This is a genomic window from Providencia sp. PROV033 (genome assembly GCF_028484855.1).
Lineage (GTDB): Bacteria > Pseudomonadota > Gammaproteobacteria > Enterobacterales > Enterobacteriaceae > Providencia > Providencia alcalifaciens.
This window is the reverse complement of sequence record NZ_JAMPSW010000030.1, coordinates 22,888-39,425: the sequence shown is the minus strand read 5'-3', so window position 1 is coordinate 39,425 and position 16,538 is coordinate 22,888. Positions and strand designations below refer to the sequence as shown.

Genomic DNA, 16,538 nt, shown 5'->3' with positions numbered 1-16,538 from the left:
GAAAATGAAAGAAAAAATCGAAGATTACACTGGACCTGCAGCAGGTTGGGGGGCAGTTAAAGCTGTCGCTGAAGCTATACGCGAGCAGATGGATGTTGTACCCGACATTATTACTATGTTTGAAATGAATAAACCTCAAGGTTTTGACTGTCCTGGTTGTGCGTGGCCAGATCCTAAACATAGTGCATCATTTGATGTTTGTGAGAATGGTGCAAAAGCGATGGCATGGGAAGCCACAGCAAAGAGAACGACACTTGAGTTTTTTGCGAAACACACAGTGAGTGAGCTGTTAACGTGGGATGATTACGACTTGGAAAATGAAGGTCGTCTAACTCATCCAATGAAATATAATGCGCAAACAGATTGCTATGAAAAAATTGAATGGAACGATGCTTTTGCTCAAATAGGTCAGCGGTTATCAAGTTACTCAGATCCTAATTCTGTTGAGTTTTATACTTCAGGTCGAACGTCAAATGAAGCGGCGTTTTTATATCAGCTTTTTGCCAGAGAATATGGAACTAACAATTTTCCGGATTGCTCAAATATGTGCCATGAGCCGACAAGTGTTGGTCTCGCAGCTTCAATAGGTGTGGGTAAAGGGACGGTATTACTTGAAGATTTTGACAAGGCTGATTTAGTGATTTGTATTGGGCACAACCCAGGGACTAATCATCCTCGTATGCTCAGTTCACTTCGTGAGGTATCAAAACGAGGTGCCAAAATTATCGCAATTAATCCTTTGAAAGAAAGAGGATTAGAACGATTTACTTATCCGCAAGATCCAATTGAAATGTTGACGCTAGAGTCCACACCTCTAGCGGGATATTACTATAAAGTTAGGATCGGTGGAGATACTGCATTAATTAAAGGTGTCATTCGCACTATTATTGAGTATCACGATGCGGCGGTAGCAAAAGGTCAAGCGCCTATATTAGATAATGAATTTATAAGTACCCATACCGTTGGTTTCGATAAACTTAAGCAAGATGTGTTGTCTACTTCTTGGGATGATATTTTATCTGTGAGTGGCATGACTCGCGATGAAATAGAGCAAATTGCTCAACTTTATATTGAAGCAAAAAACACCATTATTTGTTATGGCATGGGAATTACGCAGCATCAGCATGGCACTCAAAATATTCAGCAACTCATCAATCTTTTATTATTGAAAGGTAATATTGGTCGGGATGGTGCGGGAATTTGTCCATTAAGGGGGCATTCTAATGTGCAAGGCGACCGTACCGTCGGAATAACTGAAAAACCAAGCCAATCTTTTATCGATAAAATTGAGCAACGCTTTGGTTTTAAACCTCCTATCGCTTTTGGTCACGCTGCCGTGGCTAGCATGCAAGCAATCTCTGAAGGAAAAGTAAATGCATTGATCTGTATGGGGGGAAACCTTGCTGTTGCTATGCCGGATAAAGATGCGTGCTACAGTGGAATGAAAAAACTTGATATGGCTGTTCATATTGGGACCAAACTTAATCGGTCACATTTGTTGACGGCAAAGCATACATTTTTATTTCCGGTATTAGGTCGTACAGAAGTTGATATTCAAAAGTCAGGTCCACAAAGCATTACAGTTGAGGATTCTATGTCAATGGTACATGCTTCACATGGCAAACTAAAACCGGCTAGCCCATATTTAAAATCAGAATGTGCAATTGTTGCTGGTCTTGCCAAAGCAACAATCCCTAACTCAAAAGTCGAGTGGGATGATTTCATTGATGATTACGATAAAATTCGTGATGCAATGGAAGCCGTGTTACCAGGTTTTGAAGATTACAATAAAAGAATCCGAATTCCTGGCGGTTTTCATTTAACAAATGCAGCGGCTCAACGTAGGTGGTTAACGCAATCAGGTAAGGCAAACTTTATAACAACAGAAGGTGTTATTGAGGATCCGGAGTCTGCGACACATAGCGAATTAGTGTTGGCAACTATACGTAGCCATGACCAGTACAATACGACAATTTATGGAATGAATGACCGCTATCGTGGCGTTTTTGGTCAGAGAGACGTCATCTTTATCAGTGAAGCTCAGGCAAAAAAACAAAAATTATCTGCGGGTGATAGGGTCAATGTTATTGCCTTGGATAAACAGCAAAAGAGGACTAAACGTCGTTTAGATAATCTAAAAGTGGTTATCTATGATATGGCTGATCGTTGTGTTGCCACTTATTTTCCAGAAGCAAATAACTTGATAGCGCTCGATAACTTTGATCCTCAATGTGGTATTCCGGCGTATAAAAATATTCCAGTCATTTTAGAGAAGGCAAGTGTTGCATCCTAATGATTTTACATTTTAACCACCCCTATAGGGGGTGGTTTATTTTTCCCTCTAAAGGCACATCAACGATTTTGTCTAAATGATGTCGATTTCCCTTCTGCTAAGCCGAACATCTTTACTGCTTTTCTTATCCAGTCATCCTCTAATGTTAGCGACTAAATGCATATGGCATTGACGAGCCGGCTTTCCTAGGCACTTTATAAATAATCTATTCAATATTACTTAGTATTTATGCTGAACAAATACATTACGATATCTAAACTATTTTTAATGTGTATCGTGAGTGATTAGCTTAACGATTTGAGGTAAATAAACGATTAAATAAAGATATGATAATTCATGAATACGCTCACTGATGTTTTTTAGGAAAGTTTAATTATTTAAGTTATAAAATGTTTAAAATTTAATTAAATCTTATGATGGAAAACTCGAATTAAAGGTAAGAAGCCCGTGGTAATAATTATTTACATATTTATTTTTCTGTTGCTAGGAATATTCCTATGTTCAGCTATAATGAATTCAGTTTTATGTTTTTCTTCGAGATTATTTAGCTTTAGCTTCCAGAATTTGTGAAATATACCGATTTGTTTCTTTTAATGTGCTTATTTTATGTTTTTTTTTGTAATCCTATACCGATTATCTTTTTTTGATTGGTTTTTATTTTTAGCTACGCGAATTAATTGTGATACAAGAGATTCTTATTTTTAAATAGTTAGTATCCTTGTTTTTATATATTGGTTCTTATTGTAAATTATTGTTTCTATTTCACATGTTTCCCGTGTTATATGGGGCTTATTTTATTTAAACAAATATCTTTAATATTTTATTTCGATAATTTTGTTTTTTTATAACTATCTGATTTTGAATAGTTAAATATTTACTCATATTTGATTGTTTATTGATTTAAATGAATTAAAAATCTTGATTGATAGCCTGTGTATATCAAATCCTACCTTTTCGATCGAAAAAAACAATTTTTAACCGCTCATCTAATTCTATAACTTAATAACAGCTGAAGAGTATTTGCCTTTATCGATAATATATAAAAATAATCAGCAAAATATGATCTGAGAGGTTTGAAATGCGAGAATCTGAACAGCTATCAAATAATATTGGCAGGATGTTAAAAGACTACCGTAGGCGTACAGGATTAACAGGAAGTGAATTGGCGAAACGTATTAATGTTAGCCAACAACAAATATCTCGTTATGAAAACGGCGTGAATAATATATCATTTGATAAGCTTATTATATTATTTAACGCACTTGAAATGAGTAGTCGAGATATCGATGTTTTTTTTGAAAAAATGAAGTATTTATTTGATTCTAGCGTCTATAAAAACTCGAAAATAGAGTGATAGCGTCTTAATCTTAAAAACAATTCAAATTTAATTAAATTACTCTTTGTAATTTAATTAAATTCGATCGTTTCAATTATGGTGTCATGAAGTCTGTATTTTTTTCTATCAAGATGTACTTAATAAATAAACATAAGGAAATATTATGAAAGTTAAATCACTAGCACTTGTTGTTATTTCAGCTTTATCTTTAGGTTCAGTTGCTGCAATGGCTGCAACCACAACCGTTAACGGCGGTCAGGTACACTTTAAAGGTGAGCTAGTGAATGCAGCGTGTGCTGTTGATGCTGGTTCTGTAGAGCAAACTGTTCGTCTGGGCCAAGTTCGTACTGCTAAATTAGCTAAATTAGGTGATACCAGTGGTTCTGTAGGTTTCAACATTCAATTAAACGACTGTGACACCACTGTTGCAACTTCTGCAAAAGTAGCATTTACCGGTGTTGCAGCGAATGCAGCTAACCCAACTGTTTTATCTGTTGCTTCTTCAGCTTCAGGTGCGGCAACTAACGTTGGTATCCAAATTTTAGATGGTCAAAGCGCACCTCTGGGTCTGGATGGCGCAACATTCAGCAGCCCTATCACGCTGAATGATGGTGCAAACGTACTACCATTCCAAGCACGTTACTTTGCACTGGGTGCAACAACTGCTGGTGTTGCTAACGCAGATGCAACCTTCGCAGTTCAATACGAGTAATCATTAAAAAGGATTAGGGATATCCCATTTGATAAGCCAAGGATGGCTTTTATTCACGAACCAAAAGGTGGAAGTTTATGAGAGAGCTGCTGGCAGTTTCACTCCTTCTGTTTTCTCCATTTTTGCAAGCTGGAAATAAATGGAAAGTCCAACTTCCTGGTGGCGGGATGCGCTTTCAAGGGGAGTTAATTGCGGAAGGCTGCACTGTTGAAACTTCAGACCGTAATTTAGTCGTGAATATGGGGCAAGTGCGCACTAATGCATTCAAGGCTCCAGGTCAAGATTCAGCACCGACTGCGTTTGATCTTCACCTCCGAGAGTGTAGCAATGCAGTTAGCGAGTATGTATCCATAACCTTCAACGGTGTGGCTAATGAAAGGAACCCAGATATTTTTTCCATCGGTGATGGACCTAACACCGCGAGAGGTGTGGGAGTAGCCATTTTTGATTCAAAAAATACCTTAATTCCGGTGAATAGTGCTCCACGTAAAGTGGCAAATCTGCGTGATGGGGATATGACATTGCATTTTGTTGCGAAGTATCGCTCGACAAGCGAGAACATCATGGGCGGAAAAGCGAATACACAAGCACTTTTCTCACTGACTTATGAATAAAAATATCGAAAAAGACAGTGACATATTTATTTAATTTTTTAGTAAAAAAAGGACAGATGTAAACATGAAAACCAGAAAAACATATAAGTTCATTACCGCCTTATTACTTTTACTCTGTTCGACCGTGTCCACTCAGGTTTATGCAGGTGTTGCATTAGGTGCAACGCGAGTGATTTATCCTGCAGATCAAAAGCAGGTTCAACTTGCCGTGACCAACAATGATGAAAAAGGCGTTTTTCTTATCCAGTCATGGGTCGAAAATGCGAATGGTCAAAAAGATAGCCAATTTGCAATTACACCGCCTCTTTTCACGATGAAAGGTGTTAAAGAAAATACACTGCGCATTATTGATGCGACCAATAACCAACTGCCGAAAGATAGAGAAACACTGTTTTGGCTGAATGTGAAAGCGATTCCAGCAATGGACAAAGCGAACATGAGCGAAAACACGTTACAGTTAGCGATTATTAGCCGCATTAAATTGTATTACCGTCCTACAGGTCTCTCTATTGCTCCAGATAAAGTGGCTGAAGAATTACGTTTTAAGCGCCAAGGTAGCTCATTGGTTGTGGTTAACCCAACGCCTTATTTTGCGACTGTCACCGATTTAAAAATCGGATCAGCGAAGTTGGATAACGTACTTGTTCCGCCATTTGGTGATGCGTCAGTAAATGTTCCTTCCAATGGAAATGGTGCCATTAGCTACCAAACCATTAATGATTACGGCGCACTAACGCCGAAAATGACAGGAAAAATGCAGTAAAAACGTACGTTTTTATTTCTCGAAAATAATTAAACATCATTCCAAATTGGAAAATTTGCTGAGCAACATTGTTGAGCGGAGGGAGCATGTCACATCTGGCATCTGTAAAAGGGCAATTAATTTCAAAAAAAGGATCATTTTTGGGATGCAGATTCGAGCGCCGTTTTCCTTTGGTTCCGCTGGCATTCTTGATAGGCGCATGCCTTTATCCAACATGGGCGACGGCAGAGTTGTATTTTAACCCTCGTTTCTTAGCGGATGACCCTTCGGCAGTCGCAGATTTATCTGCATTTGAACAAGGGCAAGAAGTGCCTGAAGGTACTTACCGTGTCGATGTCTATCTTAATGACGGGTATTTACTGACGCGAGATGTGCGTTTTGTTCTGGATAAAAATGATAAACAATTATCCCCTTGTTTTACCCCTGATGAGCTGGCAAAAATGGGGATCAATACGCTATCGATTCCAGAATTAACAACAAAACCGAAAGATACCTGTGAACCATTATCATCCACCGTGAAGGATTCAACGGCGAGATTTGATGTCGGTTTGCAACGATTATATATCACTGTTCCACAACTGTTTATGAAAGACAAAGCACGAGGTTTTATTCCTCCGGAGCTTTGGGATTCAGGGATCACGGCAGGAATTTTAAACTATAGCCTGACGGGAAGCAGTGCTCGTAACCAAGACGGAAAGAACAGTAGCTATAACTATTTGAATCTACAAAGTGGTTTAAACTTTGGCGCATGGCGATTACGGGATAACTCCACATGGAGCCACAGCTCAGGCACAGCAAATAGTGAAACTCGCTGGGAACATATCAATACCTATCTTGAGCGTGGTATCAATGTGATTCGTTCCCGTCTAACGATTGGTGATAGCTACACGCCTGGCGAAATTTTCGATAGCGTTAACTTCCGTGGTATTCAACTCGCTTCGGACGACAATATGTTGCCCGAAAGCCAAAAAGGATTTGCGCCAGTGATCCGTGGGATCGCCCGTGGTACAGCGGATGTCTCCATTAAGCAAAATGGTTATGAGATCTATCGCAATACGTTTCCGCCTGGACCGTTTGTGATTAATGATCTCTATGCCGCAGGGAATAGCGGCGACTTACACGTGACGATCACTGAGGCTGATGGCTCGGTACAAAGCTATACCGTACCTTACGCTTCGGTGCCGTTATTACAACGTGAAGGGCATACCCAATATGCCGTGACCGTGGGTGATTACCGTTCAGGGAGTGGTAATCAGGAGAAACCAACCTTTTTACAAACCACACTGTTGCATGGTTTGTCCTATGGCTGGACGCTGTATGGTGGAACTCAGTTAGCCAATCGTTACCAGTCATTTAACGCAGGTATCGGGAAAAATATTGGTGTTTTTGGGGCATTGTCTATCGATATTACTCATGCGAATGCCAAGTTACCGGATGACAGTAACCATCAAGGTCAGTCAATCCGTTTCTTGTATAACAAGTCAATGAGTGAAACCGGAACGATTATCCAGTTAGCGGGTTATCGGTATTCAACGAAAGGGTATTACTCCTTTGCTGATACCACGTATAAGCGCATGTCAGGGTACAATCTTGCGACTCAAGATGGGGTTATCTACGTTACACCTAAGTTCAGTGACTATTACAACTTGGCGTATAACAAGCGTGAAAAAATTCAGCTGACCTTAACGCAACAATTGGGTGAGCAATCCACCATGTATGTGACGGGAAGCCATGAGACGTATTGGAATACGAACAAGGCAGATAAACAGTTACAGGTTGGTATCAACACCCTAATTCAAGGTATTAGTTGGGGCCTAAGTTATAGCTTATCTAAAAACTCATGGCAGGAAGGTAACGACCAAATGTTGGCATTGAACGTGAATATTCCGTTTAGCCATTGGTTACGTTCAGATAGCCAATCAATTTGGCGTAATGCGAGTGCAAGTTATAACGTCTCACACGATCTAAAAGGACGAGTGAACAATACGGCAGGTATTTACGGCACATTGCTGGAAGATAATAACTTAAGTTATAGCGTTCAAGCAGGATATGCAGGGGGCGGCGATGGTAAGTCTTCGGGAACAGGGTATACCTCTTTGAACTATCGTGGAGCTTATGGAAATGCCAACGTCGGTTATAGCTATGCCGATAATATCCGCCAAGTTTATTACGGCGTAAGTGGCGGGATTTTAGCGCATGAAAACGGGCTGACATTGAGTCAACCGATGAACGATACCGTCGTGCTAGTTAAAGCGCCGGGCGCGGGACATGTCAAAGTTGAAAACCAGACGGGCGTTGAGACAGACTGGCGTGGTTATGCTGTATTGCCTTATGCCACCGAGTACCGTGAAAACCGTATTGCACTGAATACGAATACACTGGCGAATAACGTGGATCTTGATGATCCGGTCATGAATGTGGTGCCAACCCGTGGTGCTGTGGTTCGCGCTGATTTCCAACCTAAAGTTGGGATAAAAGTTCTTATGACGTTGATGAGACATGGAAAACCAGTGCCGTTTGGTTCCGTCGTCTCTTCTGATGAAAGTGGTGGTGGCAGTATTGTGGCGGAAGATGGGCAAGTTTATTTAACGGGGTTACCGCTAACGGGTCGATTAATCGCACGTTGGGGGGAAGGGGCTGATGCTCAGTGTACGGTTAATTACACACTGCCAGAAGAAAGCCAATATGAAATCCTCAGTAAGTATCGTGCCGAGTGCCAATAAGGAGCCAATTGTGTTTGATAAATCGAAAGTATTTTTTAGCTCAATACTGACCTCTTTGCTCCTGTGCACCAGTGCCTTTGCGGCGGATAGCACCATTATTATTAAAGGTAATGTGAAGGATAATACCTGTGCGGTAGCACCGGGATCGCAAAATCAAGTGGTGGATTTACTGCTCAATGCGGTGAAACAGCTGCACTCCGTAGGGGAAGTGACGCCTACTGTGCCTTTTCGTATTGAACTGACGCCATGTGGTTCGGCAGTGACTGCGGTAAAAGTTGGGTTTGTTGGTATCGCTGATTTAAATAATAAAAGCTTACTTGCTATAGAACCGGGTAGCTCGAATGCAACAGGAGCTGGGATTCAAATTTTGGACAGTGCCAAGAACCCATTAGTCCTCAATGCGGACTCCAATAACATTGTATGGACGCCATTAGTCGCAGGAAAAGCCAATACACTCAATTTTAATGCACGTTTAATGGCGTCAAAATTGCCAGTCACTGCGGGACATATTCGAGCAACGGCAACGTTTACGCTCGAATTCCAGTAAATAAAGGATGCGATGATGACGTATAAATCAACGGTGACGACGGCACTACTATTGGGGTTGCTGTCTGCTTCAATCACTTCCACGCAAGCGGCTGATGTGACTGTAACTGTTAATGGCAGTGTCGTGGCAAAACCTTGCACGGTCTCAACATCGACTGCCAATGTGGAACTGGGCGATCTGTACACATTCAATTTGGTTTCCCCAGGTTCTGCATCTGAATGGCATTCGGTGTCATTAGATTTGGTCAATTGTCCGGTAGGAACATCGGTGGTAATGGCGACATTCAAAGGTGTTGCCGACACGGTGGGATACTACAAAAATCAGGGCACGGCAGGAAATATTCAGCTGCAACTTCAAGATACATCGGGCAATAATTTAAGTAACGGTGCGCAAAAGCGCGTATCGGTGAACGATGCAACGCTTTCAACTAGCTTTCCTTTACAGGTGAGGGCGATATCGGTGAAAGGTGGTGCGACACAAGGCACTATCCAAGCGGCGATTGATGTCACTTACACTTATCTGTGAGTCATTTTATGAATATAAAATATATGATTAGATTAATTTTTCTTAACTTATTTATCTATTTTGTCGGGGCTTCATCGGCATATGCGTTTACCTGTTATGACTCAACAGGAAACGTTTTAAGCTACACACAAAGCCCAGTGACCGCCAATGCGTATGTTAACTTGCAGCCAAGTGTTCAAGCTGGTCAAAACTTAGTGGTCGATTTGTCGAATTCAATATTTTGTAAGAACGATGACCCATCAGCGCGACGTGACCAAGTGAATATGATCCGTGGTTCCGCTTATGGTGGGGTATTAAATAACTTTCGAGGCTCATTACGATATTATGGCTCAAGCTATACGTTCCCTTTGACTAGCCCAACTCACCAGCAGGATTTTCAATCAGGCAATTACACTGCATGGAATACTCAATTATATTTAACCCCCATTTCTGCGGCGGGTGGTGTAGTGGTTAACCGAGGAACCCACTTTGCGACATTGGTGATGTATCAAGTTGGCTCCAACATAGTGGGAGGAGGGAACGTCAATACATCAACCTTTACATGGAATTTGTATGCTAACAATGATGTTGTCGTACCAATTGGTGGTTGTGATGTTTCTTCGCGTAATGTGGTCGTCAATTTACCGGAATATCCGGGAAGTGCTCAGCCGGTACCGTTATCTATCTATTGCGCTTCGAGCCAAAATATCTCCTATTATTTAACCGGTACAACGGATACGAGCAGCAATATTTTTGCTAATACACTGTCTGGCGCTAATGCTGCAAAAGGGGTAGGAATTCAAATGGTTCGCAATGGTAATGCTATCCCTGCAAACCAAAACGTGCAGTTAGGTCGAGTAGGAAGTTCAGCGGTGAACTTAGGGCTAAGCGCGCGATATTCTAGAACTCAAGGTCAGGTCACCGCAGGGAAAGTGCAGTCCGTTATTGGCGTGACGTTTATGTATGATTAGTGACTTAATCTAGAGAGACGAAAAGGCTCATGATGGAATATCGTGAGCCTTTTCATTATTATATTTGTTGATTAGGCATCGTTAAGATGCTTTTTTTATGCCCGCAGGAAAACGATTCATTAAAAATGAATCTTAAACAATAAAATATAAATAAATTTCAATAGTTATTAATGATAATTATTAATGGATGAAAATAGTTTGCAAACGAGATTTATTATCAATATACTTTTTTTCGACCAGTTAAAAATACTCAATAAACTAATTCAAGCATCACTTCACCTCGGAGAAGATAGCAAAATGTTGAAAAAACTGTATTTTTTGCGTAATAAAACTCGTTTAGTTACGCTGGCCTCATCGCTTATTGTTACCTGCGCACTGCCTGCCATGGCAAAAGATTCCCTAACGTTATACACCACGCGTGAGCCGGGTTTGATCCAGCCACTTTTGGATGCCTTTACCAAAGAAACAGCTATTGACGTCAACACTGTCTATGTCAAAGACGGTATGTTAGAGCGCGTTAAAGCGGAAGGTAAAAATTCGCCAGCTGACTTATTAATGACGGTGGACGCTGGGAACCTTATCGATTTAGTTGAAGCAGGTGTGACTCAGCCTGTTGAATCAAAAACATTAACTGATGCAATTCCTGCCTCATTACGTGACAAAGATAACCAATGGTTTGGCTTATCGATGCGTGCTCGTGTGCTGTATGCAGAGAAAGATTTACCGCTAAAGAGCATCACCTATGAAGATTTAGCCGATCCAAAATGGAAAGACAAAATTTGTATCCGCGCAGGTCAGCATCCTTATAATACGGCGTTAGTGGCTGCAATGATTGCCCACGATGGCGAAGCAAAAACGGAAGCTTGGTTACGCGGTGTGAAAGCTAACTTAGCACGCAAAGCGACAGGCGGTGACCGCGATGTTGCGCGTGATATTCTTGGCGGTATCTGTGATGTCGGTTTAGCTAACTCTTATTATGTGGGTCACATGAAAAATGCCAAAGAGGGCACTGACGCACGTAAATGGGGAGATGCTATCAAAGTGGTTCAGCCTACCTTTACCAATGGTGGAACACACGTCAACATCACTGGTGCAGCAGTCGCGCGTAATGCTCCACATAAAGAGCAAGCCGTTAAACTGATGGAATATCTGGTTTCTGTTCCAGCTCAACAGCTGTATGCCCAAGCAAACTATGAATACCCAATTCGTAAAGGGGTGCCATTAGATGCCACCATCAATAACGCGATCGGTGAAATCAATGTGGATACTCTCCCACTGACCGAAATTGTGAAATACCGTAAACAAGCGAGTCAGTTGGTAGATAAAGTTGGATTCGATCAATAATACTGGCTCAACCTCTGCGCGCGGCTCCTTCAGGTTGTCGCGCGTTGGTTTTTCGCCATTAACACTTTCTGTGGTGGTCATTACGCTTGGCGTTCTGACCCCTTTATTGTTTTTATTGGGTCTTGCAGCAAGCTCAGGGTTAGATCATTGGGAACACTTGATGCGTTATGTGTTACCCGATGCAACTTTGAATACGGTAGTTTTGTTGCTGGGTGTCGGTGCGATGGTCATGACCATTGGTGCCGGTTGTGCATGGCTGGTGACGGCATTTGATTTTCCCGGGCGTAAGTTGTTTAGCTGGGCTCTGCTGTTACCTCTTGCAATGCCAACCTATATTGTGGCGTTTGCATGGCTAGACCTGCTACACCCTATTGGACCTATTCAAGAGTTTATCCGTAGCGTATTAGGCTATGACTCTCCACGCCAATTCCGCCTGCCTGATCTCCGTTCGATGACGGGCGCCATTTTGCTGCTGGGTTTGGTGCTTTATCCGTATGTTTACCTGACCATGCGGGCGATGTTTATGAGCCAGCCCGCCCATTTATTGGAAGCGGCGCGAACGCTTGGGCTCAGTTCTACAGGGACCTTTTTTCGCGTGGCATTGCCCATGGCGCGCCCCGCGTTAGTAGTGGGAACGAGTCTTGCTTTGCTTGAAACGCTTAATGACATCGGTGCATCGGAATTTTTGGGTGTGAATACGCTCACCGTGACGGTGTACACCACGTGGGTGACTCGCTCAGATCTACCCGCTGCGGCGCAAATCGCCTGCTCGATGTTAACCGTGATTATCTTGTTGTTAGCATTAGAATATTACGGTCGAAAAAATCAGCGTTACAGTACTGGACGGCAAATGCGTGGGATCTTGCCATCACGATTGACGGGATGGCGAGCCATATTAGCCACGTGCGTCACCGCGCTACCCGTCGTATTAGGCTTTTTAGCGCCAGCTCTTTTCTTGGGATGGGAAAGTATTAAACGCATCAGTGACAGCATGACAATTTCAAGCAGCCTGTTGCAGTCATTACAAAATTCATTATTGCTGGCGGTGGGTGTCACCGTTGTTGTGACGTTGGTGAGTATTGTTGTGGCGTGGTATGCCAGAGCGAGCGCGATTTCTGGTTCGTCTCAAGAATGGCGTCGAACCTTAATGAAAGTTGCTTCGCTGGGCTATGCGGTACCCGGGACCGTGTTGGCGATTGGCTTATTAACTCCGGGTATGGCGCTAGATAATTTTCTTGCGGAACTATTGGATTTTCGAGGATTACCGCTGTTATCTACGGGAATTTTATTGGTTATCTGCTGCTCAATTCGATTTATGGCAATTTCCATTGGTGCGATTGATGCGGGTTTAACCCGAATTCCGCCAAGTATGGAACAAGCCTCACGGCTGCTAGGGGAAAGCGAGCTGCGAACATTCTTTCGTGTGCACCTTCCGCTATTACGTCCGGCGCTTGTCACCAGTGCGCTATTGGTATTTGCGGATGCAATGAAAGAGCTGCCGACCACATTACTTTTACGCCCTGTGAATTTTGAAACATTGGCAACTTCATTGTATGCGGAAGCGGCTCGTGGCACTTATGAGGAAGGGGCAATTGCAGCATTATTGATCGTATTGGCGGGAACATTACCTGTGATTTTATTGGCGCGTAGCCAACTCACATCGTCTCAGTCAAAGCAGTCTTCTTAATAAAAATCATTATGTTAAGGAACGTATTCGGTGTCAGATTCAACCTTAGTTCTTGATAATGTGTATGTCTCTTACGGCAATAAACATCAACGTAACCATGTACTTAATGGTTTCTCTTTGCATATTGCAGCGGGTGAGATCGGTTGTTTATTAGGGGCTTCAGGGTGTGGTAAAACCACGGCGTTGCGTGCTATTGCTGGGTTTGAACCCGTTGAAAAAGGGACTATCCATGTGGGCGGACGATGTGTTGCGGGTCCACATATTCACTTACCCCCTGAACAGCGCAATGTCGGGATGGTCTTTCAAGATTACGCATTGTTTCCACATTTAACGGCGGCGCAGAATGTGGCGTTTGGCTTAAGAAAACAACCTAAAGATCAGCAGCAAGCTCGGGTCCAGCAGCTTTTAAATCTGGTGGAACTGAGTACACTCGCTGAGCGCTACCCGCATGAAATGTCTGGCGGGCAACAACAGCGTATCGCGTTAGCGAGAGCATTAGCCCCACAGCCGGCGGTATTGTTACTGGATGAACCGCTTTCTAGCCTTGACCCTGATAGCCGGAAACGTTTAGGACAAGAAGTCCGAGATATTTTACGTGCGGCAGGGCAAACGGCATTACTGGTGACTCATAGCGAAGATGAAGCTCAGCTGATGGCGAATAAAATTTGTTACTTAAAAGAAGGGCGATTGCTCGAAGAGTAACGAAGAATCCAATGCCGCGAAGGCGGCATTGGCGAATAAACTTATTTAAAACAGGTTTGTGCCCAGCGAGCTAGACCCGCAGTTACGGAACCAAAGTCATCTCCACGCACAATTGGAATATTTGGGAGTTGTTCTTGAATTGCCTGATGTAAGATAGGTGAACGAGCACTCCCCCCTGTGACAAAAATGGCATCGGGCTGTACACCGCCTTGTGTGACCGCTTCTTTCACTAATTCAATCATTTTGGCTTTTGGTGATTCAATCGCATCAATGAGTTGCTCACGCCCAATATTCACTTCGAGCAGCTCTTTCGACAGTGCAATTCTGGCTAAGTAAGTCGGTTCATCGGATAAAGCAATCTTGGCTTCTTCTGCTTTACGTACAATGCTGTAACCTAACGTTTGATGATAAACCTCAAGTAAGCGTGCGAGTAGTGCGGGTTCTTGAGCCTCTTGCTGCAAGCGAATTAAAGCATTGAGGTTCGCTCGGGAATAAAACTCTTTTTGTGCTTCAACATTGTTAATCGCAATCGGGTTCCAAAATTGCAACAGTGGCATTTTGATCCCTGACTGATACTGGCTTTCCATACCAAATAGCTGCATTAGCTGTTTTAAGGCAATGAAAATATCCAGATCGTTTCCGCCAACCCGCTGACCGCTGTGCGCCAACAACGATTGGGTTCGGTCTTGGCTACCCTGATAACTCGGTCCCATCTGGATCAGTGAGCAGTCGGTAGTTCCCCCACCAATATCCACAACGAGTATGGTTTGGTCTTGAGTGAGAGTCGCTTCATATTCCAAACCCGCAGCAACAGGCTCAAATTGAAATGCAATATTTTTAAATCCAGCACGTTTGGCGGCTTTTAATAAGATAGTTTCTGCTTGCTGGTTGGCAAGCTCGCCACCACGACCATGGAAGTTGATCGGGCGACCAATCACGGTGTCAGTTATTGTTTGTTGAGTTGAGGCTTCAGCAGTGTGTTTAATATTTGCCATCATGGCACACACTAAATCTTCAAAGAAGCTGACCTGTGTTTCGTGTAAACCCGATGCCCCTAAAAAAGATTTTGGCGATTTAACATAGTAAACATCGCGGGGATCGCTAAGGTATAGGTCCAATGCAGCTTGCCCAAAGACAATATCTTCGGGTTCTAATTCAATGCCTTCATCTTGGTTAAACGCGATAGAGCGTCGTAGGATCTGCTGCCCTACAGAATCTGAAGGGGAGATATTCAAATGGCGAAATAAATGCTCTGAAACCGATTCTCTTGTCGGTGCGCACAGGGTCGATGGAATATAAAAGTGGCTACCTTCAAGGGGGAGCAATTGTGGGGTGCCATCTTTCATGATTGCGACGGAACAGTTGGACGTTCCGTAGTCAAAACCAATAAACATCTCGCCTCCAAAATTTAGGGTGCTTTAAAAAAAGTGGAAAACTTTATATCAACCTTGCAGGAAATGCTATTGGAACCGCATTTTATTTTTGGCGATAGAAGCGACTGCAAAGCTAACTTAGCGCAAAAATAAGGTTAATGAGATGAGATAAAATATTTGAACAGTAGAAACGGATATTTTTTTAGGATGTAACATGAGCCAAGTGAATATTGAATTAATGTCCGAAATTACGTGCCCAAAATGCGGATTTTCTAAAGTAGAAGAAATGCCAACGGATGCTTGCCAATGGTTTTATGAATGTACTCACTGTGGCGTATTATTGAAGCCATTAGAGGGCGACTGCTGTGTTTTCTGTTCTTATGGCACGGTAAAATGTCCACCTATCCAAGAGGCGAATATGACAGGAAAACTTTCATGTTGCTACAAACAGGATAATGATAAGAATAATTAATTTCATCAGTAATAGATAATATTCAATTAAGTATAATTATCGACTTTGGCAATTTTTACGCCATAAATAATTAAATTCTTTGAGCGGAAACTCCATTTCGTCTCTGTCTAATAGCGGAATAGAAACTATATTTCTGCCGTCTTTATTCAGGTAGGTTTTTACCATAAAACGTTTATAGGTATAGCTGTTTTTTGCATCAAAAACGAGAACTTGACCACAAACATAGCCAAGCGTACCGTGATCTAATGTTTCCCTTATTATATGGTATTTAACATCTTTAAATTCGACTGTTTTAGGGAAGTTTAAAAGGTCTTCGACAGCCTTCTCTGACTTCTTAATTACATCTAAATCAGGTGTATAGTTAGTCATTACTCCTGCAAGAAACGATCCTCCTGCAATAAGAATAATCACTGAGATAGCAAGTATCTTATTCGTCATGATATTTTTTCTAAATTATAATATTTAAACTTATTATTATTTTTTATCAATCAAGGAGG

General features: G+C 42.2%; 15 protein-coding genes. 13 read left to right on the top strand and 2 right to left on the bottom strand.

What is annotated here, in order from left to right; all coding sequences use genetic code 11:
• Positions 1 to 4 precede the first annotated feature (4 nt).
• The 12 genes from PSF16_RS07585 to PSF16_RS07530 all read left to right on the top strand — a co-directional run bounded on the left by PSF16_RS07585 (position 5) and on the right by PSF16_RS07530 (position 14,196).
• On the top strand, positions 5 to 2,293 hold the full coding sequence (locus PSF16_RS07585; protein ID WP_006661099.1) for an FdhF/YdeP family oxidoreductase: 2,289 nt from the start codon (positions 5 to 7) through the stop codon (positions 2,291 to 2,293).
• Between the two features lie 1,078 nt (positions 2,294 to 3,371).
• Positions 3,372 to 3,647 (top strand): helix-turn-helix domain-containing protein, encoded by a 276-nt coding sequence (locus PSF16_RS07580; protein ID WP_006660674.1) that lies wholly within the window; start codon positions 3,372 to 3,374, stop codon positions 3,645 to 3,647.
• 145 nt (positions 3,648 to 3,792) lie between these two features.
• Positions 3,793 to 4,341, top strand: a complete 549-nt coding sequence (gene fimA, locus PSF16_RS07575; protein WP_006660675.1) for a type 1 fimbrial major subunit FimA — start codon at positions 3,793 to 3,795, stop codon at positions 4,339 to 4,341.
• Positions 4,342 to 4,418: 77 nt separating this feature from the next.
• Positions 4,419 to 4,955 carry a fimbrial protein gene (locus PSF16_RS07570; RefSeq protein WP_006661100.1) on the top strand — a complete coding sequence of 179 codons (537 nt, stop codon included), beginning with the start codon at positions 4,419 to 4,421 and terminating at the stop codon, positions 4,953 to 4,955.
• 64 nt (positions 4,956 to 5,019) lie between these two features.
• Positions 5,020 to 5,718: a fimbria/pilus periplasmic chaperone gene (locus tag PSF16_RS07565; protein ID WP_006661101.1), complete on the top strand. Its 699-nt coding sequence runs from the start codon at positions 5,020 to 5,022 to the stop codon at positions 5,716 to 5,718.
• Positions 5,719 to 5,804: 86 nt separating this feature from the next.
• Positions 5,805 to 8,441 carry a fimbrial biogenesis usher protein gene (locus PSF16_RS07560; protein ID WP_006660678.1) on the top strand — a complete coding sequence of 879 codons (2,637 nt, stop codon included), beginning with the start codon at positions 5,805 to 5,807 and terminating at the stop codon, positions 8,439 to 8,441.
• Positions 8,404 to 8,988, top strand: coding sequence for a fimbrial protein (locus PSF16_RS07555; protein WP_226890306.1), 585 nt, complete (start codon positions 8,404 to 8,406; stop codon positions 8,986 to 8,988). The genes PSF16_RS07560 and PSF16_RS07555 overlap by 38 nt, the downstream gene beginning before the upstream one ends.
• Positions 8,989 to 9,003: 15 nt before the next feature.
• Positions 9,004 to 9,513, top strand: a complete 510-nt coding sequence (locus PSF16_RS07550; protein ID WP_272689060.1) for a fimbrial protein — start codon at positions 9,004 to 9,006, stop codon at positions 9,511 to 9,513.
• A gap of 23 nt (positions 9,514 to 9,536) precedes the next feature.
• On the top strand, positions 9,537 to 10,463 hold the full coding sequence (locus PSF16_RS07545) for a fimbrial protein (protein WP_392397800.1): 927 nt from the start codon (positions 9,537 to 9,539) through the stop codon (positions 10,461 to 10,463).
• 297 nt (positions 10,464 to 10,760) lie between these two features.
• The gene (locus PSF16_RS07540; protein ID WP_036961787.1) at positions 10,761 to 11,807 is read left to right on the top strand and encodes a Fe(3+) ABC transporter substrate-binding protein; all 1,047 of its coding nucleotides are present in this window, start codon (positions 10,761 to 10,763) and stop codon (positions 11,805 to 11,807) included.
• Entirely contained in the window at positions 11,791 to 13,494 is a 1,704-nt protein-coding gene (locus PSF16_RS07535; RefSeq protein WP_272689059.1) for an ABC transporter permease, read from the top strand. Before PSF16_RS07540 ends, PSF16_RS07535 begins: the two co-directional genes overlap by 17 nt.
• 30 nt (positions 13,495 to 13,524) lie before the next feature.
• A complete protein-coding gene (locus tag PSF16_RS07530) occupies positions 13,525 to 14,196 on the top strand; it encodes an ABC transporter ATP-binding protein (protein ID WP_006660684.1) in 672 nt (223 codons plus the stop codon).
• A gap of 41 nt (positions 14,197 to 14,237) precedes the next feature.
• On the opposite strand, the gene yegD is transcribed toward PSF16_RS07530, so the two are convergent.
• Positions 14,238 to 15,590 (bottom strand): molecular chaperone, encoded by a 1,353-nt coding sequence (gene yegD, locus PSF16_RS07525; RefSeq protein ID WP_272689058.1) that lies wholly within the window; start codon positions 15,588 to 15,590, stop codon positions 14,238 to 14,240.
• 193 nt (positions 15,591 to 15,783) lie between these two features.
• Here yegD and PSF16_RS07520 point away from each other — a divergent pair, with 193 nt between their 5' ends.
• Positions 15,784 to 16,041 (top strand): GDCCVxC domain-containing (seleno)protein, encoded by a 258-nt coding sequence (locus tag PSF16_RS07520; RefSeq protein WP_006660686.1) that lies wholly within the window; start codon positions 15,784 to 15,786, stop codon positions 16,039 to 16,041.
• Positions 16,042 to 16,077: 36 nt separating this feature from the next.
• Here the strand turns inward: PSF16_RS07520 and PSF16_RS07515 are convergent, their stop codons facing one another.
• On the bottom strand, positions 16,078 to 16,479 hold the full coding sequence (locus PSF16_RS07515) for a hypothetical protein (RefSeq protein ID WP_272689057.1): 402 nt from the start codon (positions 16,477 to 16,479) through the stop codon (positions 16,078 to 16,080).
• Positions 16,480 to 16,538: the final 59 nt, after the last annotated feature.